A 19352-nucleotide genomic window follows, 5' to 3' on the forward strand; every position below is an offset into this window, starting at 1 on the left:
GCCCCTCCGGGCGCTTCCCTTCGTTTTCTTCTGTGTCCTGCTGTCTTGCGTTTCCGACTCTATCAGACTCTTTCGTGTCCGATTCCCGGTCGAAGCGGGCCCTGCAATCCTGCCTTTTCGCTTTCCAGGTCTCCCGCTTCCGCGTTCTCCCTTTCCGGCGAATCCCACGTTACCAGACTCTTTTCCGTTCCGTTTCCGGTCCGAATTCGATTTCCGGCGACCCGTGGAGGGGCCTTGCCTTTCGGCGGATCCGACTTTATCAGAAACTCTCGGAGTTAAACCAACGACTCGGAGAGGTTCGAGAAAGGAGAATCATGTGGCCCGGCGGAGTGAAACTGAACTCCTGCACGAGCGAGGTAGACCATATGCGCTCATCTCGAACCTGTCCAGTCCGAGGCAACCGTTCAAATCTACCTCCCCACATCTGCCGTGTCAACGGTTTTGTGGGCGAGGAGGAGACTAGCAGCTCAGCGGGGGTGAAAGCACATCGACGCTCAGGCTGCAGTGGGAAGCTCGGCGCTGCGTTCGACCGCAGCGAGGTCGCCGGTGGCCCCCCTGCGTGCCGCACGACCGCCCAGGACGTACACGTACGTGAGAAAGGCCAGCTCAGCGACGATGCCGATGGTGATCCGCGCCCAGGTCGGAAGGCCGGAAGGGGTGACGAAACCTTCGATGAGCCCTGCGACGAACAGGACGAGGGCCAGACCGATGGCCATGCCCAGTGCGGCGCGGCCCTGCTGGGCCAAGGCGTCGCGGCGGGACAGGGGGCCTGGGTCGATCACCGTCCAACCGAGGCGTAGCCCGGTGCCGGCGGCGACGAACACGGCCGTCAGTTCGAGCAGGCCGTGCGGAAGCACCAGGCCGAGGAAGACGTCGAGCCTCCCCGCGGAGGACATGAGCCCTATGCCGACGCCGAGGTTGAGCATGTTGAGGAAGAGGATCCAGATCACCGGTACGCAGAGGAACGCGCCCAGGATGAGGCAGAGGGCCGCGGCCCGCGCGTTGTTCGTCCAGACCTGTGCGGCGAAGGACGCGGCCGGGTGGCTGGAGTAGTAGGTCTCGTACTCACCACCCGGCTCGGTCATCGCGCGGAGGTCTTCCGGGGCGGCGATCGCCGCCTGGACCTCGGGGTGGGTACCGATCCACCAGCCGAGCAGCGCCGCCAGCGCGATCGAGAGCACCGCGGTGGGGATCCACCAGTGGCGGGAGCGATGGACGGCGGCGGGGAACCCGGCGGTGAGGAACCGGGCCGCGTCACGCCAGGACGCCTTGCGGGCGCCCGTCACCGTCGACCGCGCGCGGGCCACGAGCTGCGTGAGACGGCCGGTGAGGAGCGGATCCGGGCTGCTCGCCCGGACCAGCGAGAGATGGGTCGCCGTGCGCTGGTAGAGGACGACGAGTTCGTCCGCCTCCGCGCCGGTGAGGCGGCGGCCCCGGCGCAGGAGGTGTTCGAGGCGGTCCCACTCCGTGCGGTGGGCGGTGACGAAGACGTCGAGGTCCATGGGCGTCTTTTGCTCCAGGCAAGGGGGCGTACGGGGCCGTACTGCTGCGGCGCGCTCGCGGTCAGCTTGGCAGACTGGGCCCGGCTGGGGACGAGAAGGTCGGCGAAGGGTGGGGCCCGATGAGCGAGTTGGTGACCGGGGACGCGGTCGTCCTGGGGTTGAGGCCCGCGCGGTTGCCGAGCCGGGCGCTGGCCTCGGCGATCGATCTGACGGCCACGTTCGCCGTGTTCATCCTGATATCGGTCCTGCTGGCCATCGCTTCCGCCTCCTTGGACGAGGCCGCCGTCGCGGCGATCGTCGCGGCCTCGTTCCTGCTGGTTTTGATCGGGGGGCCGGTCGCGGTGGAGACGTTGAGCCACGGCCGCTCCCTGGGGAAACTGGTGTGCGGGCTGCGGGTGGTGCGGGACGACGGCGGGCCGATCCGGTTCCGGCATGCCCTCGTACGCGGCGGCATGGGGCTCGTCGAGATCCTGATGACCTTCGGTGCTCTGGCCTCCGTCGCGTCCCTGGTCTCGGCACGGGGACGCCGGATCGGCGACCTCTTCGCCGGGACGCTGGTGGTCCGGGAGCGGGTCGGGGCGTCGGGCCGGTCCGTCGCCGTGCCGCCTCCTCCGCCCTGGCTGGTCGGACGGTTCACGCAGGTGGACCTCTCAGCCGTGCCGGACGAACTCTGGCTCGCGATACGGCAGTACCTGACGCGGATGCAGCAGCTGGACCCCGGCGTGGGTCGCTCGATCGCGGACCGGCTGGCCGGTGAGCTGGTCGCGCGGACCGGAACCGCCGCGCCGCAGGGCGTTCCCGCGGCCGCGTTCCTGGCCGCCGTGCTGCACGAGCGACGGGAGCGGGACGCCCGCCGCGTGTTCGGCGAGGCCGGGGCCGGCGCCGGAGGGGCCGTGCCGCAGGTTTCCGCCGCGCCGGGTGGGTCCGCCGCGCAGGACGGCCCGGGCCGCGGGCCTTTCGGAGGGGGCCCCCGCACCGCGGGCGGCGCCGCCCGTGCCGGTGGGGTGCGTGAGCAGCCGCGTGGGGACGCCGCGGCTCCTGCCGGCGGGTTCGCCCCGCCCTGGTAGAGCCTGACGGCAGGTCACGGGTCGGGCCACCCGTCTGCGGTGGCACCGGCCCCGCCGTCTTCGTCGGCAGGGGGGCCGGAGGCCCGGGGCGACGGAGGCGTCTCCAGGTGTTCGAGTTCGATGCCGGGGGCCGCGAGGACCACGTCACCGGCGATGTGGACGGAGTGCCGCTCCCCCGTGTCCAGGGCGCTGACCTGGTATTCGTCCACGATCAGAGGGCCGTTGTCAGTGGCGTGCGCTTCACTGTTCACCAGCGCCCAGGACTGATCGACGGTCCTGGGGGCGAGGACCGGGTCCGTGAAGGTGACCACGCGGACGCGGGTCGTGGGGGAGTCGGGGGTGAGGCGCAGGAGCCGGGTCATGGCGACGAGGAACGCGGGAGACGTGCCGGCGAAGGCGTGGGCGCGGACGTTGCCCTCGGTGGCGTGGCTGCCGGTGGGGTCGGTCCGGACCCAGGTGACCCCTTGGAGGGCCGCTCCCCGCACCTGCCAGCTCGCGGCGTGGAGTTCGAGGCGGATGGGGCGGCCGAGTCCGTCCAGGGCGAGGTCGACGGAGCCGAGGTGGTCCCCGGAGGGGGACGTGGTCCGGGAGACGTAGCGCCATCCGGAGGGGCCGGGTGCGCAGTGGAAGTGTTCTTCGCCGAGGGGGGTGTGATCGTGAAGGTCGTGGAGCGAATACCTGCCGCGGGGCATGGGGTCCTTCGGGTTCCTCGGGCTGTGCGGGGGCGGTGACGGGAGCAGGCCCCCGCCACGGGGGTGCGGGGGCCTGCGCTCGGAGCTGGTGCCGTGGCTCTGGCACCACCTGGTGTCCGAGAGGGGGCTTCCCCCTCTCGGACACCAGGTGGGCCGGTGACGCGCGGTCCGGCCGGTAGCAGTGGCGGCCGGGGCGGTCGTGGTCGGTCAGTAGCGGTAGTGGTCGGGCTTGTACGGGCCTTCCACGTCGACGCCGATGTACGCCGCCTGCTCGGGGCGCAGCGTCGTGAGCTTGACGCCCAGCGCGTCGAGGTGGAGGCGGGCGACCTTCTCGTCGAGGTGCTTGGGCAGCACGTAGACGTCGGTCGGGTACTCCTCGGGCTTCGTGAAGAGCTCGATCTGCGCGAGGGTCTGGTCCGCGAAGCTGTTGGACATCACGAAGGAGGGGTGGCCGGTCGCGTTGCCCAGGTTCAGGAGGCGGCCCTCGGACAGGACGATGAGGACCTTGCCGTCGGGGAAGGTCCAGGTGTGGACCTGGGGCTTGACCTCGTCCTTGACGATGCCGTCGATCTGCGCGAGGCCGGCCATGTCGATCTCGTTGTCGAAGTGGCCGATGTTCCCGACGATGGCCTGGTGCTTCATCCGGGCCATGTCCTTGGCCATGATGATGTCCTTGTTGCCCGTCGTGGTGATGAAGATGTCGGCCTGCTCCACCACGTCGTCCAGCGTGGCGACCTGGTAGCCGTCCATCGCCGCCTGGAGCGCGCAGATCGGGTCGATCTCCGTGACGATCACGCGGGCGCCCTGACCGCGCAGGGACTCGGCGCACCCCTTGCCGACGTCGCCGTAGCCGAAGACGACGGCGGTCTTGCCGCCGATGAGGACGTCGGTGGCACGGTTGATGCCGTCGATGAGCGAGTGGCGGCAGCCGTACTTGTTGTCGAACTTCGACTTGGTCACCGCGTCGTTCACGTTGATCGCGGGGAAGAGGAGGGAGCCGTCCCGGTGCATCTCGTACAGGCGGTGGACGCCGGTCGTGGTCTCCTCGGTGACACCGCGGATCTCGGACGCGAGCTGGGTCCACTTCTGCGGGGACTCGGTGAGGGTGCGGTTCAGCAGGGTGAGGATGTGGGCGTACTCCTCGCTGTCCGCGGTCGACGGGTCCGGGGCGGCGCCGGCCTTCTCGAACTCGACGCCCTTGTGGACGAGGAGGGTGGCGTCGCCACCGTCGTCCAGGATCATGTTCGGGCCGCCGGTGGGGGTGTTCGGCCAGGTCAGCGCCTGCTCCGTGCACCACCAGTACTCTTCGAGCGTCTCGCCCTTCCAGGCGAAGACCGGGACGCCCGCGGGGGCTTCCGGGGTGCCGTTCGGGCCGACCGCGATGGCGGCGGCGGCGTGGTCCTGGGTGGAGAAGATGTTGCAGGAGGCCCAGCGGACCTCGGCGCCCAGGGCGACGAGGGTCTCGATGAGCACGGCGGTCTGCACGGTCATGTGCAGCGAACCGGTGATCCGGGCGCCGGCCAGGGGCTGGGCGGCGGCGAACTCCTTGCGGATCGACATCAGGCCGGGCATCTCGTGCTCGGCGAGCGTGATCTCCTTGCGCCCGAACGGGGCGAGGGAGAGGTCGGCGACCTTGAAGTCCTGGCGGTCGGTGGCCGTCGTCATAACGGGCTGCTCCTCGTGATGGGTCGAGGGTGGGCTGTCTGGGCTGACTCTGCGGCGCGGCGGGACACACGAATGCCCGGGCGTTCGCAGTGCAGTCCGTCGGAGGCCCTCTGTCCCTCGCCCGGCCCACTCCCGGCGACCGGTCGACCGCCATCAGCAGCGACGTCTGTTATCCGTATCCGAATCTACACCGAACGGCCCAGTGAGCCCCAGCCCGTCCGGGGGGAGGGGCGTGTGTGAGGGGTCACCGGGCCGATCGGGGCTGATGTGCGGAGGGTCAGTGGCCGGAATCCTTTGCGGCCGGTCCCTCGCCGGCGCGGGTGGACGGGGCGGTGGCCGCGTCCGTGCCCGGGTTGGTTCCGCCGGCCGCGGCCTCGGCGTTGTAGATGTCCGGCTCCAGGTAGATGACCCGGGCGATCGGGACGGCTTCCCGGATGCGGTTCTCGGCTGCGTTGATGGCGTCCGCGACCTCGGCGGCGGTCTCGTCGTGCTGGACCGCGATCTTGGCGGCGACCAGCAGTTCCTCGGGCCCCAGGTGCAGGGTGCGCATGTGGATGATGCGGGTGACGGTCTCGCCGTCCACCACGGCCGCCTTGATCTTCTCGACGTCCTCGATGCCGGCGGACTCGCCCAGCAGGAGGGACTTCGTCTCGACGGCCAGGATGATCGCGATGAGGATCAGCAGGATGCCGATGCAGAGGGTGCCGATGCCGTCCCAGACGCCGTTGCCGGTGGCGAGGGCGAGGCCGACGCCGCCGAGCGCCAGGATCAGGCCGACGAGGGCGCCGAGGTCCTCCAGGAGGACGACCGGGAGTTCGGGCGCCTTGGACCTGCGGACGAACTCGGTCCAGGAGCGTTTGCCACGCGTCTGGTTGGACTCCTTGATCGCCGTCCGGAAGGAGAAGATCTCAGCGATGATCGCGAAGACCAGCACGCCGACCGGCCAGTACCAGGCCTCGATCTCGTGCGGGTGCTTGATCTTCTCGTAGCCCTCGTAGACCGCGAACATGCCGCCGACCGAGAAGAGGACGATGGAGACGAGGAACGCGTAGATGTAGCGCTCGCGCCCGTAGCCGAAGGGGTGTTCAGGGGTGGCTTCGCGCTTCGCCCTCTTGCCGCCGAGCAGCAGCAGTCCCTGGTTGCCCGAGTCGGCGAGCGAGTGGACGCTCTCCGCGAGCATCGACGAGGAGCCACTGAAGAGGAACGCTACGAATTTGGCCACGGCGATCGAGAGGTTGGCGGCGAGTGCCGCCACGATCGCCTTGGTTCCGCCTGACGCGCTCATAAGTGCGTGGTGTCCCTTCGTCGGTGCGCGGCACATGCCGCCGTGGTGAGGCGGGACATTGTTGCAGCCGTCCCGGCGGTCTGTCGGTCAGGCCGCCACAGTGGCCCGGAAAAGGATGCCCGCGCCCGTGGCTCCGACCGGCTCGCCGGCCGGGACGTAAACGGACTCCCCTGGTGCCAGGGGCAGTTCGCCGACCGTGATCGTGCCGGCCGTGCAGAGCACGATCTGCGGTGCGGGGGCGGTCAGTTCGGTGGGGGCCGCGCCGGACGCGAGGGTGTAGCGGGAGAGGGCGAACTCGTCGGCGGGGGTCTCGTACAGTTCCTCGCCCGACGGGGCCGCTTCCGGGCGCAGCACGCCGGGTTCGGCGGCCTCGAACCGGACGATGCGCAGGAGTTCGGGGACGTCGATGTGCTTGGGGGTCAGGCCGCAGCGCAGCACGTTGTCCGAGTTGGCCATGATCTCGACGCCGAGGCCGTCGAGGTAGGCGTGCGGAACCCCCGCGTCCAGGAACAGGGCCTCCCCGGGCTGGAGTCGTACGAAGTTCAGCAGCATCGCGGCCAGCACCCCGGGGTCGCCCGGGAAGTGGTGGGCGATGCGGGCGTACGGGGCGTGGGCGCCGCCGAGGCGTTCGGCCGCCGCCGCCGCTTCCGCCACGGTCTCGGCCGTCTCCGCCGGTTCGGCGGTGAGAATCGCGGTGAGCACCTCGCGCAGGGCCGCCTCCTCGGGGTGGGCGCGGAGGAGGTCCACGTACGGCTTGAGGGAGTCGACTCCCAGCGCCTCCATCGCGTCCGCCGCCTCGGTGGGCGGGCGGAAACCGCAGAGCCCGTCGAAGGGGGTGAGGGCGCAGATCAGTTCGGGTTTGTGGTTCGCGTCCTTGTACGTGCGGTGCGGGGCGTCGATCGGTACGCCCCGGGCCTCCTCGGCCGCGTAACCCTCGCGGGCCTGTTCCAGGTTCGGGTGGACCTGTACGGAGAGGGGGGCGCCGGCGGCGAGCAGTTTCAGGAGGAAGGGGAGGCGGGGGCCGAACCGGGCGGCGGTGGCCGCGCCCAGCTCCCCCTCCGGGTCGGCGGCGATGACCTCGGTGAGCGGCAGTTCCCTCGTACCGGAGGGGGTGGTGCGGGTGATGCGCGAGGGGGCTCCGGGGTGGGCGCCCATCCACATCTCGGCCTGCGGTTCACCGGTGGGCGCGATACCGAGCAGGGCGGGGATGGCCGTGGTGGACCCCCAAGCGTAGGGGCGCACGGTGTTGGACAGCCGGTCCATGGAGTCGTCCTCGGGTGGGGCGGGGCGGTCGGGTGAGCCACCAGGGATACCAGTGTTACGTGAGGTCCTGGCGTCGCGGGAGTAACCGGGGGGTGTGGGCTCGGTCAGGAGACGGGGCGGCCGAGGCGGGAGTAGGAGAGACGGGGAGTCGGGGGTTGGGGAGACGGGGAGCGGGACGGTTCGGTCGGGCGCCGGGGGCGGGGGCGGGTTCCGGAGGAGCCGGGGCGGGGGCCGGGGCGGCTCCGGCGGGGGCCGGGGCGGCTCCGGCGGGCGCCGGGACGGCTCGGTCAGGAGTCGGGGGTCGAGGCCAGGGAGAGGTACACCGCGGCGAAGTCGGTGATCGCGAGCAGTTCGGCCAGGGTCTCCAGTGCGCTGCCCTCCTCCGGCTCCAGTTCGCTCACCGGGGCGTCGTGGCCGAGCGCCAGTTCCCGGGCGGCCGGGCAGGCGCTGAGGCCTCCGGCCGGGCGGTCCCGGAGCAGGACGACCCGGGCGCGCAGGGTCTCTCCCTCCTCGACCCGGTCACGGAAGAAGTCGTCCGGGTCCGCGCCCGCCGCGAAGTCCCCGGCCAGGAGCGTGCCGTGGGCGGGCAGCGCCTCGGGCAGCTCGGCGGCCAGGGCGGGGCGGCCCGCCAGCTCGGACAGAACGGCGGCGAAGCGGCGGCCCACCGGCCCCGCGGCGTCGCCCTCGGTCCACAGCAGCGGCAGGGTGTCGGCGAGCTCGGCGGCGAGGGTCTTGGCCGGGTTGCCGTACGTGGCGACGGCCGGGCCGCAGCGTTCGGCGGTGCGGTCCAGGCGGTCCGCCGCCTTCTGCAGGTCCTCGGGGGGCGCGGTCACCAGGCCGACCCGGTCCAGGAGCGCCAGCAGCGGCGTGAGCAGCGCCCACAGAGTGCCGGGGCCGGCGGCCGAGGTCTCCGCGTCGTACTCGCCGTGAGGGGCGGCGGCCATCGGGACCACCAGGCCGTGCACCCCGTCGACCGCCTCGCGCAGCGGTGAGCGGGTGGGGGCGACGGCGACCACGGTGCAGCCTCGGCGGTACGCCTGCTCGGCGAGGAGGGCGAGGCCCGGCTCGGAGCCGTCGGCGGTCGCGATGAGGAGGAGGTCCACCGACCCGGCCCATCCGGGCAGGGCCCAGCGGAGGGCGCCGGGGGCGGGGGCGACGCCGGTGGGCCGGAGGCGGGCGACGGGGGCGGCCGCGCCGGCCAGCGCGCCGATCAGGTCCGCGACACCGGCGGCGGCGGTGCCGGAACCCGCGACGAGGACGGACCGGGGCCGGCCCTCCGGTTTCAGGCCGCCGATGCCGGCCTCGGCGGCGTGCCGGGCGGCGGTACGGACCCTGGCTCCTGCTTCGGCCGCGCCGCGCAGCAGATCGCGGCGGTCGGCTCGGGCCAGGGCGTCCGGGGCGTCGAGCAGGGACTCGTCGAGCATGGCGGTGGGCTCCGATCGCCGGGGGTGCGGGGTGCGGGCGGGGCCGGGCGCGGGGGCCGTCGGGCCGGAGGCGGCGGGTCACCGGACCGGGTGGCCCGGGCGGCGGGGGCCGCCCGGCGGGGCGCGGGACCCGTCTTCCCTTGCATGCCACGGCTCGCTCGCGGTCGGCCGGGACGGCGTACGCGCCGTCGGCCCGTGACGCGGGTCGCTCGCGGTCAGGCGGGGCGGCGGGCCTCGTCGACGAGGAGGACCGGGATGCCGTCCCGGACCGGGTAGGCCAGGCCGCAGCCGTCGCCCGTGCAGACCAGCTCGGGGGTGTCGGCCGCCGAGCGGTCGTCGAGCGGGGAGTGGCAGGCCGGGCAGGCCAGGATTTCCAGGAGGCCGGCTTCGAGCGCCATGGGGTGAGTCCCTTCGAGCATGCGGGTTGCGATCCGCGCGGATCAGGCGCCGTCAGCCTACCGCTGGGGCGGAGGGGACGCGGCCTGGCCACGGGGTCGGAACGGGGATGGACGGAGGGCGGAGCGGGGTGGAGCGCTGGGCGGTGTGCGGCGGGGGGGGGCGCCTCCCGGTGGGAGCCGGGAGCTCGATGCGGTGGACGGGACGACCCGGGAGGCGGGGGCTCGATGCGGTGGACGGCACGACCCGGGAGCCGGGGGCTCGATGCGGGTGACCGTGGGGGCGGAGGGGCCGGTGGGGGCGAGGGGGCCGGTGAGGGTGGGGGGTGGGCGCCTGCGGCGGGCTTCTCTCCGCCTCCCGTCCCGTAACCGGGGCTCCGCTCCGGGCCCCGCTTCTCCAACGCCGGAGAGGCTGAAACCACCTGGAGCGGAGACCGGGAGGGCCGGCACCGCCCGGAACGGACACCGGCGAGGCCGGCACCGCCCGGAGCGGACGCCGGGCGGGCTCGGGTGCCCTGGCACGAGGGCGGGGAAAGAGGCCGGTCGGTCAGCTGGTGCGGATCAGGGTCAGGACCTCGTCGCGTACCGCCGCCATCGTCCCCTCGTCCTTCGCCTCCACGTTCAGGCGCAGCAGCGGTTCCGTGTTGGAGGCGCGGAGGTTGAACCACCAGTCGGCGGCCGTGACCGTGAGGCCGTCCAGGTCGTCGAAGGCGATGCCGACGCGGGCTCCGTAGGCCGCCCTGACCGCGGCCAGGCTGGCGGCCTGGTCGGCGACGGTGGAGTTGATCTCGCCGGAGCCGGCGTACCGGTCGTACTCCGCGACCAGCTCGGAGAGCGGCTTCCGCTGGCCGCCGAGCGCGGCCAGGACGTGGAGGGCGGCGAGCATGCCCGTATCGGCGTTCCAGAAGTCGCGGAAGTAGTAGTGCGCCGAGTGCTCCCCGCCGAAGATCGCGCCGTGCTTCGCCATCTCCGTCTTGATGAAGGAGTGGCCGACCCGGGTGCGGACCGGGGTGCCGCCGTTCTCGCGGACCACTTCGGGAACGGACGAGGAGGTGATCAGGTTGTGGATGACGACGCCCTCGCCGCCGTTGCGGGCCAGCTCGCGGGCGGCGACCAGGGCCGTGATCGCGGAGGGGGAGACGCCCGCTCCCCGCTCGTCGACCACGAAGCAGCGGTCCGCGTCGCCGTCGAAGGCGAGGCCCAGGTCGGCGCCCTCGGCGAGGACGCGAGCCTGGAGGTCGACGATGTTCTTGGGGTCGAGGGGGTTGGCCTCGTGGTGGGGGAAGGTGCCGTCCAGTTCGAAGTACATCGGGACGAGGTCGAGCGGGAGGCCCGCGAAGACGGTGGGGACCGTGTGGCCCCCCATGCCGTTGCCCGCGTCGACCACGACCTTGAGGGGGCGGACGGCCGTCAGGTCGACGAGGCCGAGGAGGTGGGCCGCGTAGTCGGTGAGGGTGTCCCGTTCGGTGATCGTGCCGGGGGCGGTGGCGGCGGCGGGCCGCGGGGCGCCTTCCGACCACTGCTCGACCAGGGTCCGGATCTCCGCGAGACCGGTGTCCTGGCCGACCGGGGCGGCCCCGGCCCGGCACATCTTGATGCCGTTGTACTGCGCCGGGTTGTGCGAGGCGGTGAACATCGCGCCGGGGAGGCCGAGGGCCCCCGACGCGTAGTACAGCTGGTCCGTCGAGCAGAGGCCGATGAGCGTGACGTCCGCGCCCCGGGCCGCCGCGCCGCGCGCGAACGCCCCGGCCAGGGTCGGTGAGGTGGGCCGCATGTCGTGGCCGATCACGATCGCGTCGGCAGCCGTGACCTGGACGAACGCGGCCCCGAACAGCTCGGCCAGCGATGCGTCCCACTGGTCGGGCACCACACCGCGCACGTCGTACGCCTTCACGAGCTGCGACAGGTCAGCAACCACGGCCGGTCCTCCTGGGGGTCTTTGCGGACCGCCCAAACTACCCGGCCGGGGCGCACCCCTGGTGACGGGCTCAGGAGACGTGGTCAGGGGAGACGTTCACAGGGGGCGTGCGCGGGGGAACGGGGTCAGGGGTCCGGGCTCAGGGGTCCGGGGAGCGCAGCACCCTGAGGTGGCCCCTGCGGGCCACTTCCACCGGGTCCGCCGCACGGGGCCCCCGGCCCCCGCCGTCCGCACCCCGCTCGTGCGGGCGTGCCGCCTCGCGGACCGCGTTGGCCAGCGCTTCGAGGTCGTCACCGCTCGGGTGCGTCGGTGCGGAGCCGTCGGAGAGCCGCACCACTTCCCAGCCGCGTGGCGCGGTGAGCCGCTCGCTGTGTTCGGCGCACAGGTCGTAACAGTGGGGCTCGGCGTAGGTGGCGAGCGGGCCGAGGACCGCGGTCGAATCGGCATAGACGTACGTCAGTGTCGCGACGGCGGGGCGGCCGCACGCGGTGCGCGAACAGCGACGTACAGGGCTCACGATGTTGGACGGTACCGCACTCTTGAGCGGGCTGCGACGACTCCCCCTCGGCTTGCTCCACCGTGTCGCCCTGTGACCTGCGGCACGTCTCCTTCCCGGGCGGCCGCCCTGACCTGCGCGGGGGCCGCGTCCGGGTCCCGCACCGCGTTCGCCCCGCTCACGGACGGAAGCCGGCGGCCCCGCCGGACGGAGGGGTGATGATCGGATTACGGGCCTGAAAAGGGCGCAACCTTGGCCGAAATATTCAACTGCGGACATCCGGAAGTGAGGCATCCGCTTCCCCTCGTCACGGTGCTTCCGGGCCGCCCCGGCCCCGCGTTCCCGATCCGCGCGGGCCTCTGCGCCCCGGATCGCCCCCACCCCCTGGACCGCCCGGGCCCCGGCGCGGCCCGGCCCGGCCTCTGCGCCCCCGGCCCGCCCGGACCGTCCCGGCCCCGGCGCCTCCGGACCGGTCCGTCCCGCAGAAGCTCCCCCATGGTCCCGACCGTGTCGTCCTCCCGTTCGCTCCGGTCCCCGGAGCGTTACGCTGCGTCGGTGATGGACAGTCCCGTACCCCCTCCCGCCTTCGAGCCGCGGCCCCGGCGTCGTGATCGTCATGGTCGCGGTATGCGCGGGCCGGTCGCACCGCCGCAGGTGCCGCTGTCGGCCAGCCGGGGCGAGGTCTTCCGCGATCTGGTCCAGGACTCGGTGGAGCGGCTGGAGCGGCGCTGGCCCCAGCTGGCCGAGGTCGACTTCGTCGTCCTCGACGTCCCCGCCACCACGGAGGATGTCGTTCCGCTGGGCAGCGCGGTGTCGGCGGGCAAGGAACGGCCCGCGCAGATCGTCGTCTACCGGCGGCCCGTGGAGCTCCGCACCAAGAGCCGCGACGAACGCGCCCTGCTCGTGCACGAGGTCGTCGTCGAGCAGGTCGCCGAACTGCTGGGGCTGGCGCCCGAATCGGTCGATCCCCGGTACGGGCAGGACTGACGCCGGGGCCCGGCCGGACCCTCCCGTAGCGTCCTCCGACGGCTCCTCCGACCCGCCCTCCGGCTCCTCCGGCCGCCCGCCGGGGCCGAAGGCTCCCTCGTCCGGTCCCGGCGGGACGTACCCGTGAGCCCGGGGCCCTCGGGCCGGAGGCCCCGCGCCCGAGGAGCGTCCGTCCCGCTCAGTCGTCCAGGACCGAGAGGTCCTGGCGGGCCGCCGGGACCTCGACCGTGCCCCGGTCGTCGGGAAGCGTCTGCACGGTGAACATCTGGACGCCGCCCTTCGCGCGCGCCAGGGTGCGCGCGGCGTGGACCGGGCCGCCCGATGTCGTCTCGACGGTCAGCGCGTAGGCGCCCTTGAGACCGTCCGGGGCCTTCGGGGTGACGGCGAGGGTCGTACCGGCCTTGACCGTGTACGTCTCCACGACCGGTTCGCCGCCCTCGCTGCCCGCCGAGGCGGTGACCTTCACCTTTGCCGCAGCGCCCGGTGCGGTCAGGGACAGCGTCGCGTCGTCGGCCCCGTTGTCCGGGACGCTCGCCCGCGCGCCGACCGGGCCGGTGGCCGGGATGTAGGCGACCTCCTGCTTCCCGCCCTTGCCCCGGACCACGCGCAGCGCGGCCACGATCGGCGTCGCGCGCTCCTTCCGTACGGGGGTCAGGAGCAGGGAGCCCGGTTCGCCGCGGGTGATGTCCTTGAGGTCGACGGCCGCCGTCATCGAGGACTTGATGTGCAGGGTGGCGTTCCCGGCCGGGGAGAACGTCGCGTTCTTCCCCACGAGCCGCACCTTCACATCGGCGTCGTCCTCGCCGGGCGCGTACGCCACCAGCTGCACGGAGGTGGCGTCGGCCGGGATGCCGGGCAGCACGAGCGTGCCGGAGGGGCCGTCCGACGCGGTGATCCAGTCGCCGCCCGCGCCGTCCTCGGCGCTCATGACGACCGCCCCGATCCGGCCCGACCGGGTGGTGACGTGAGCGGTCAGCAGGTCGACCGCCTCGGGGGTGAGCGTGGACAGCAGGACGGCGACGCCGGAGCGGGCCGGCACGGTGATGCCGTCCCCGACCTCGGACTTGAGCGCGCCCTCGGGGCCGTACAGTTCGATGTCGGCGACGGCGGCGGAGTCGTCGGGGTTGGTGAGGTGGATGTAGTCCTGGCGGGACTTCGCGGTGCTCGCGCCGGGGAACCAGAAGTCGGTGTCGGGAGCGGTGCAGGTGACCCCGAGGAGGCCCCGGGCGTCTCCGGCGGTGATCTCGGTGGTCTGCTGGGCCGTCCAGCCGGGGGCCAGCCCGCCGGAAGCCGTGCCGTGGAGGGCCGGGGCGCCCGCGCCGTCCGCCTCGGCGGTGACCGGCTTTCCGGGCTCCTTGACCGCGAGGACCGGCTTCTCGGCCTTCTCCTTCGCCTTCTTCGCCGCCTTCTCGGCCTTCTCGGCCTTCTTCGGGTCGGCCTCGTCCTCGTCGTCCGCGACGGGCAGCGCCGGCTTCAGCTCGGCGACGCCCTCGGCCTCGCCGCCCTTGCCCGCAGGGGTGAACGCCGTGTACCGCGTCTCCGCGAGGTCGGAGCCGCTGGGCGCCGGGCAGACCAGGCTGGAGCGCTCGACGGGCAGCAGCGCGGCGGGCTTCGCCGCGGTCTTTGCCGGGGCGCCGGGGGCGGTGACCGTGGCGAAGCCGGTGACGGCGGCCAGGACGGCCGCGCCGGCGATCAGGGACAGGTGGGTGGACTTCACTCGGACTCGCCTCGCGATGCGTTACCGGTCTGCCACGGGGCCTGGCCCGGGGCCGGGGGGTCGGTCTGTTCGCCGTTCTCGGCGGGGTGCCGGGCGGGATCGGCGTACGGGGGCTGCTGCGGGTGCTGCGGGTACTGCCCGCCGGTGTAGCGGCCGTACTCGTCGTACGCGGACCGCTCGTCGTACCCGCCGCCCTGCCCGCCGTACCCGGCGCCCCGGTCGTCGTACCCGGCGCCCCGGTCGTCGTACAGGCCGCCCTGGTCGGCGTACTGCTGCGGGTACGGGTCCTGGGCGCCGTAACCGCCCTGGTAATCGGGGTTCGACGGGGCGTACGGGTCCTGCTGCCGGTACGTCCCGTAGGGGTCGGCGCCCGGCTGCTGCTGCCCGTCCCACGACGCGTACGCGCCGTACTGCTGCTGCGGGACCGCCGCGTAGTCGCCGGTGGCCTCCTGCGGGTCGCCCGGGCCCCGGGGGTCCGGGGCGTGCGCCGGCGGGTGCGGGGCGTACGGGTCGGCGGACTGCTGCGCCGGGATGTGCTCCTCCGGGTGCACGGTGCGCGAGGGGTCGTCCCCGGCCTCCTCGGCGGCGGCCTCGGCCAGGGCGGCGGCGCGCAGCCTGCGGGCGCGGCGGCCCTCGCCGTCCACCGGTTCGGCCGCGACGGCGGGCGCCTCGTCGGGCAGGTCGTCGTCGATCTCCCGGCGGCGGCCCGGCAGGGCCATGACCACCAGGACCAGGAGGAGTCCGGCCTGGGCCCAGATCCACGCGGTGTGGGTGATCGGGGCGTCGTGGGTGAGGTCCAGCCGGCCGCCGTCCGCGGGCAGTTCGAAGCCCTGGGCCCAGCCGTCGACGGTCTTGCGGGTCAGCGGCTTGCCGTCCAGGGTGGCCGTCCACCCCGGGTCGGCGGCGTCCGCGATCCGCAGGACGCGCCCCGCCGCCCCGGACGGGATGTCGGAGTGGGCTTCGACGGCTTCCGAGCCGACCGGCACGTGCTCGCCCTCGCCGGAGGCCGGGACGATCATGACGCGGGCGACCTGCCGGTCCACCCGCCACAGGGCGCTGCCGTCGAGCTGGCTGAGGCGGCTGAGGCCGGGAGTGGCGTCGAGGACCCGGCTCATCCGGCGCGGCGCTCCGTCCCGTACGAGGACGTAGCGGATCGCGAAGCCGCTGAGCTGGTCTCCCTGGTCGGCGCCGGAGCCGGCGACCAGGTTGGCGACGACCTTGTCGAGGTGGCGGTTGCTGCCGCCCGCCTCGGTCAGCTCGCCGTCGCCGAGCCGCGCGCCCGAGCCGCGGACCAGGCTGTACGCGACGGTGCCGGGTGAGGCGCCGCCGAGGACGAGAGTGCGGGGCTGGTCGCGGGTGGTGCTCTCCTCGGCGACGAAGGCGGGCACCTGGACGGGGTCGCGGCGCTCCAGCGGGCCGTCGGCGCCGCCGATCATCCAGCCGGAGGCGGCGAGCACCGGGGCCAGCCCGGCGGCGAGCGCGATCAGCACGGCGACGGGCTGGCGCCAGCCGAAACTCTGCTCGGCGACCCGGATGCGGGCTCCGTCCGCGCCGACCAGGGCGGCGGCGATCAGGGCGGTGCCGTAGACGAGGGTCGCCGGTCCGGCCCAGGTCGACCCGTTGGCGAGGGCGGCGAAGGCGAAGGCGACGACCGCGACCGCCCAGGCGGTACGGACGGCGAACCGGCGGTCCTCGCGCAGCAGGGCGGCGAGCGCCGCGAGCACGATGCCGAGGAGGAGGACGCCGCCCACCGCGCCGGGGCCGCCGGGGCTGATGCCGAGCAGGTCCAGGCCGGAGGTGTCGCCCGTGCCGAGGTCCAGGCCCGCTTCGGTCAGCAGCGCCGCAGGGTCGGTCAGGAGGGTGAGCGACCAGGGGGCGAGGACCAGCAGCGGGGTGCCGACGGCGGCGACGAAGCGGAGGCCGTACGCCGTGATGTCACCGCGCCGCAGCACCAGCACGCCGAGTCCGAGGACCACGGCGAGCGGCCAGACGATCGGGGTGAACGCCATGGTGACGGTCAGCAGCAGCGCGTACGCCCAGGTGGCGCGCCAGCTGCCGCGCTCCCCCGCCGCGCCGTCGGCGCGCAGCCCGTGTGCGGCGACGCCGGCCCGGGCGATCAGCGGGAGCAGGACGAGGAGGACGGCGGTGCCCAGGCGGCCGGTGGCCAGGGCCCCGGTCGCGGCGGGCAGGAAGGCGTACGCGACGCTCGCCCAGGCGCGCAGCAGCCGGGAGGGGAGCAGGGGGCGGGAGGCGAAGTAGGCGGTGGCCCCGGCCAGCGGGATCGAGCAGATCAGCAGCACGCCGACCGCCCACCCGGTCGAGCCGAGGAAGAGGGCCGACAGGGCGGCGAGCAGGGCGAGGTAGGGCGGGGCGGACTGGGTGCCGCCGGTGCCGACGGTGTGCCAGGCGTCCGCGTACTGCCGCCAGAGCGCGCCGGCCTCGGCCGGGACGGGCAGCAGTGCGCCGCCGGCCAGGGCGCCGCCGCTCAGCAGGTTGCGGCAGGCGATGAGCGAGACGACGAGGAGCAGCGCGAAGAGGAGGGGTCCGGGCTTGCGGCCGATGCGCTTGAGGCGGGCGAACTGGTCGACTTCGAGGAAGTCGGCGTCGTCGCCGCCGGGCCCGGACTCGACGGCCCCGTGCCGCGAACCGCCCGAGTCGGCGTCGTTGCGGCCGCCGAAGTTGCCCGCCACCTGTTCGACGGTGGCCCGGACGGTCGCGCCGGGCGGCGGGAACAGGGCGCGCAGGTCGGCCGGGTCGACGACGCTCTTGCCGCGGTCGCGGCGGGCGGCGAGGACGCGGCCGGGCCGCAGCAGGGTGCCGAGGAGGCCGGTGACCTCGTCGAGGGCCTGGCCGGGCGCCTTGCCGACGAGGTAGGCGAGGGTGCGCAGCAGGGTGCCGACGACGAGCCGCAGCAGGACCCAGGGCAGGGCCTTGGCGCGGGCGTTGACGAGCATGGTGAAGACCGCGCCCGCCTTGTCGACGCGGTGCGGGCTGGCGACCGAGCGGCCGGCGCAGTCGATGGGCCGCCGTTCGCGGGCGGACGCCTCGGCGTGCCGCAGGACGGCGTCCGGGGCGACGAGGACGCGGTGGCCGGCGAGGTGGGCGCGCCAGCACAGGTCGACGTCGTCGCGCATCAGGGGGAGCCCGCGGTCGAAGCCGCCGAGCTCCTCGTAGACGTCGCGGCGGATGAGCATGCCGGCGGAGGAGACGGACAGGACGGTGCGGACCTGGTCGTGCTGGCCCTGGTCCTGCTCGCGGCGGTCCAGCCCCGTCCAGCGGCGTCCGCTGTTGGCGATGGAGACGCCGACTTCGAGGAGTTGCTTGCGGTCGTACCAGCCGCGCAGCTTGGGGCCGACGATCGCGGCGTGCCGGTCGGTGTCGGCCACGCGCAGCAGGGCGGCGAGCGCGTCCGGCTCGGGGGCGCAGTCGTCGTGCAGCAGCCAGAGCCACTGGACCGGTTCGCCGTGCGGCAGTTCGGGAAGGTCGTAGTTCTCGTCCACCCAGCTCCGGGTGGCCGGATCCCAGCCGCTGGGGCGCTTGAGGTAGGGCAGGTCGTCCGGGGTGAGGGGGCCGGCCGTGCGGGCCGCCTCGTCGACGGCCGTGCCGAAGCTCGTGCGGCGGGCGAGGTGCAGGACGCGTTCGTCGCCAAGCGCCTCCGTGACCAGCCGGGCCGAATCGTCCGCGCTGCCGGTGTCGGCGGCGACGACGTTCTGTACGGGGCGTTCCTGCCCGAGCAGCCCGGCCAGCACGTCGGGCAGCCAGCGGGCGCCGTCGTGGGAGACGAGCACGGCGGTGACGACGTGCCGGGGGAACTCTGGGGCGGCGGCGGCCGCGTTCGGCGCCGCCGAGTGGCTGTGCACGGACATCGGGGTACGGGCCCTCCGGCCGGGTCCGGGGGCGTGATCCCCGGGGGCTGCATCGGTGTACACGCGCGCCCCGGCGGGGCGTTGGCGCATCTCGGACGGGGCCCCACACTAACGGTACGGACAGGTGGCGACGGCCCGAGCGGGTGAAGGGCCGGGCGGGGGCACGCCGACGGCCCGCCCACCGCGCCCTCGGGGAGGGCGGTGGACGGGCCGTCGGGGTGGGCCGGTGGGCCGGTGGGCCGGTGGGCCGGTGGGCCGGTGGGCCGGTGGGCCGGTGGGCCGGTGGGCCGGTGGGCCGGTGGGCCGGTGGGCCGGTGCGGCGACGAGAGGGGCCGCGCCGGCCTGAAGCGCGGCGCCGGGCGCGGACCGCGCGCGGTCACCGGGCGCCGGTCGTCAGATCGCGGCCTTCTTGAGGCGCCGCCGCTCCCGCTCGGAGAGCCCGCCCCAGATGCCGAAGCGCTCGTCGTTGGAGAGGGCGTACTCCAGGCATTCCGAGCGCACCTCGCAGGCGAGGCAGACCTTCTTGGCCTCGCGGGTCGATCCGCCCTTTTCGGGAAAGAAGGACTCGGGGTCGGTCTGGGCGCACAGTGCGCGCTCCTGCCAGCCGAGCTCCTCGTCCGCGTCCTCGACCAGCAGTTGCTGGAACAGCTCGGTCATGTGCGCCCCTCGTCTGTCTCTTGCGTCCCGTGTTGCAGCCGTTTGCGACTGAACGACACGAGTGAAATTACAAGTGTGTAGCTCCGAGCCAGTCAAGCGAGGATCTGCTATTGGCCCAGGGATTCACTCTGCGGCACCAAGCGTATGCAGAAAGTGTTCAAATCAGCAAAAACCTGACATATGCCACGGGACTCACGACTCCGCACCTTCCACCGGGAAGACGAGCGGGGGTGCCCTTGTGTTGCGATTCGATCACCGAAGCGATCAAGATCACAGTCAGGTCACGGCCCGTCAGCCGCGGCGGAGAGCGCGAATCATGCGCCGCATAACCCCACCTGGGGCGCATAAACCTTTCTGCGAGCCCGACGACCGGAAGGGGTGAACCATTGCCCCTAAACCAGGCATCAGGTTGACAGGG

At 73.5% G+C, this 19352-nt stretch carries 14 protein-coding genes; 2 read left to right on the forward strand and 12 right to left on the reverse strand.

The annotated features are described in order from the left end of the window. Window positions 1–494: 494 nt before the first annotated feature. Window positions 495–1502, reverse strand: a complete 1008-nt coding sequence (locus ACH4K1_RS10710; RefSeq protein ID WP_398088419.1) for a stage II sporulation protein M — start codon at window positions 1500–1502, stop codon at window positions 495–497. 119 nt (window positions 1503–1621) lie between these two features. On the opposite strand from ACH4K1_RS10710, the gene ACH4K1_RS10715 reads away from it, so the two are divergent. After that, window positions 1622–2569, forward strand: coding sequence for an RDD family protein (locus tag ACH4K1_RS10715; protein ID WP_398088421.1), 948 nt, complete (start codon window positions 1622–1624; stop codon window positions 2567–2569). A gap of 14 nt (window positions 2570–2583) precedes the next feature. Here the strand turns inward: ACH4K1_RS10715 and ACH4K1_RS10720 are convergent, their stop codons facing one another. The 8 genes from ACH4K1_RS10720 to ACH4K1_RS10755 all read right to left on the reverse strand — a co-directional run bounded on the left by ACH4K1_RS10720 (window position 2584) and on the right by ACH4K1_RS10755 (window position 11728). Further along, entirely contained in the window at window positions 2584–3261 is a 678-nt protein-coding gene (locus ACH4K1_RS10720) for a hypothetical protein (protein WP_398088422.1), read from the reverse strand. A 207-nt stretch (window positions 3262–3468) separates the two neighbouring features. Continuing rightward, on the reverse strand, window positions 3469–4926 hold the full coding sequence (gene ahcY / locus ACH4K1_RS10725; protein WP_398088424.1) for an adenosylhomocysteinase: 1458 nt from the start codon (window positions 4924–4926) through the stop codon (window positions 3469–3471). 277 nt (window positions 4927–5203) lie between these two features. Next, a complete protein-coding gene (locus ACH4K1_RS10730; protein ID WP_398088426.1) occupies window positions 5204–6211 on the reverse strand; it encodes a cation diffusion facilitator family transporter in 1008 nt (335 codons plus the stop codon). Window positions 6212–6298: 87 nt separating this feature from the next. Next, window positions 6299–7474 (reverse strand): mannose-6-phosphate isomerase, class I, encoded by a 1176-nt coding sequence (gene manA, locus ACH4K1_RS10735; protein WP_398088427.1) that lies wholly within the window; start codon window positions 7472–7474, stop codon window positions 6299–6301. Window positions 7475–7761: 287 nt separating this feature from the next. Next, window positions 7762–8898, reverse strand: a complete 1137-nt coding sequence (locus ACH4K1_RS10740) for an SIS domain-containing protein (RefSeq protein ID WP_398088429.1) — start codon at window positions 8896–8898, stop codon at window positions 7762–7764. Between the two features lie 215 nt (window positions 8899–9113). Further along, window positions 9114–9296 (reverse strand): Trm112 family protein, encoded by a 183-nt coding sequence (locus ACH4K1_RS10745; protein ID WP_228991082.1) that lies wholly within the window; start codon window positions 9294–9296, stop codon window positions 9114–9116. Between the two features lie 544 nt (window positions 9297–9840). Next, a complete protein-coding gene (locus ACH4K1_RS10750; protein ID WP_398088431.1) occupies window positions 9841–11211 on the reverse strand; it encodes a phosphomannomutase/phosphoglucomutase in 1371 nt (456 codons plus the stop codon). Between the two features lie 139 nt (window positions 11212–11350). Continuing rightward, complete coding sequence (locus ACH4K1_RS10755; RefSeq protein WP_228991080.1) at window positions 11351–11728, reverse strand: DUF3499 domain-containing protein; 378 nt, start codon at window positions 11726–11728, stop codon at window positions 11351–11353. Between the two features lie 537 nt (window positions 11729–12265). Between ACH4K1_RS10755 and ACH4K1_RS10760 the strand changes: the two genes are divergently transcribed. After that, window positions 12266–12694, forward strand: coding sequence for a metallopeptidase family protein (locus ACH4K1_RS10760; RefSeq protein ID WP_228991079.1), 429 nt, complete (start codon window positions 12266–12268; stop codon window positions 12692–12694). A 178-nt stretch (window positions 12695–12872) separates the two neighbouring features. Here the strand turns inward: ACH4K1_RS10760 and ACH4K1_RS10765 are convergent, their stop codons facing one another. The 3 genes from ACH4K1_RS10765 to ACH4K1_RS10775 all read right to left on the reverse strand — a co-directional run bounded on the left by ACH4K1_RS10765 (window position 12873) and on the right by ACH4K1_RS10775 (window position 18934). Beyond that, window positions 12873–14411, reverse strand: coding sequence for a DUF5719 family protein (locus ACH4K1_RS10765; protein WP_398088433.1), 1539 nt, complete (start codon window positions 14409–14411; stop codon window positions 12873–12875). Then, complete coding sequence (locus ACH4K1_RS10770; RefSeq protein ID WP_398088435.1) at window positions 14408–18277, reverse strand: glycosyltransferase family 2 protein; 3870 nt, start codon at window positions 18275–18277, stop codon at window positions 14408–14410. Before ACH4K1_RS10770 ends, ACH4K1_RS10765 begins: the two co-directional genes overlap by 4 nt. Before the next feature lie 393 nt (window positions 18278–18670). Further along, complete coding sequence (locus tag ACH4K1_RS10775; RefSeq protein WP_003968728.1) at window positions 18671–18934, reverse strand: WhiB family transcriptional regulator; 264 nt, start codon at window positions 18932–18934, stop codon at window positions 18671–18673. Window positions 18935–19352: the final 418 nt, after the last annotated feature.

It is taken from the genome of Streptomyces sp. NPDC017448 (assembly GCF_044330565.1).
In the GTDB taxonomy this organism is placed as follows: Bacteria; Actinomycetota; Actinomycetes; order Streptomycetales; family Streptomycetaceae; genus Streptomyces.

What these genes read in the sequence shown, in the direction of transcription:
- ACH4K1_RS10710 (WP_398088419.1), bottom strand. Translation starts at nt 1,502, where the DNA reads ATGGACCTCGACGTCTTCGTCACCGCCCACCGCACGGAGTGGGACCGC.
- ACH4K1_RS10715 (WP_398088421.1), top strand. Translation starts at nt 1,622, where the DNA reads ATGAGCGAGTTGGTGACCGGGGACGCGGTCGTCCTGGGGTTGAGGCCC.
- ACH4K1_RS10720 (WP_398088422.1), bottom strand. Translation starts at nt 3,261, where the DNA reads ATGCCCCGCGGCAGGTATTCGCTCCACGACCTTCACGATCACACCCCC.
- ahcY (WP_398088424.1), bottom strand. Translation starts at nt 4,926, where the DNA reads ATGACGACGGCCACCGACCGCCAGGACTTCAAGGTCGCCGACCTCTCC.
- ACH4K1_RS10730 (WP_398088426.1), bottom strand. Translation starts at nt 6,211, where the DNA reads ATGAGCGCGTCAGGCGGAACCAAGGCGATCGTGGCGGCACTCGCCGCC.
- manA (WP_398088427.1), bottom strand. Translation starts at nt 7,474, where the DNA reads ATGGACCGGCTGTCCAACACCGTGCGCCCCTACGCTTGGGGGTCCACC.
- ACH4K1_RS10740 (WP_398088429.1), bottom strand. Translation starts at nt 8,898, where the DNA reads ATGCTCGACGAGTCCCTGCTCGACGCCCCGGACGCCCTGGCCCGAGCC.
- ACH4K1_RS10745 (WP_228991082.1), bottom strand. Translation starts at nt 9,296, where the DNA reads ATGGCGCTCGAAGCCGGCCTCCTGGAAATCCTGGCCTGCCCGGCCTGC.
- ACH4K1_RS10760 (WP_228991079.1), top strand. Translation starts at nt 12,266, where the DNA reads ATGGACAGTCCCGTACCCCCTCCCGCCTTCGAGCCGCGGCCCCGGCGT.
- ACH4K1_RS10770 (WP_398088435.1), bottom strand. Translation starts at nt 18,277, where the DNA reads ATGTCCGTGCACAGCCACTCGGCGGCGCCGAACGCGGCCGCCGCCGCC.
- ACH4K1_RS10775 (WP_003968728.1), bottom strand. Translation starts at nt 18,934, where the DNA reads ATGACCGAGCTGTTCCAGCAACTGCTGGTCGAGGACGCGGACGAGGAG.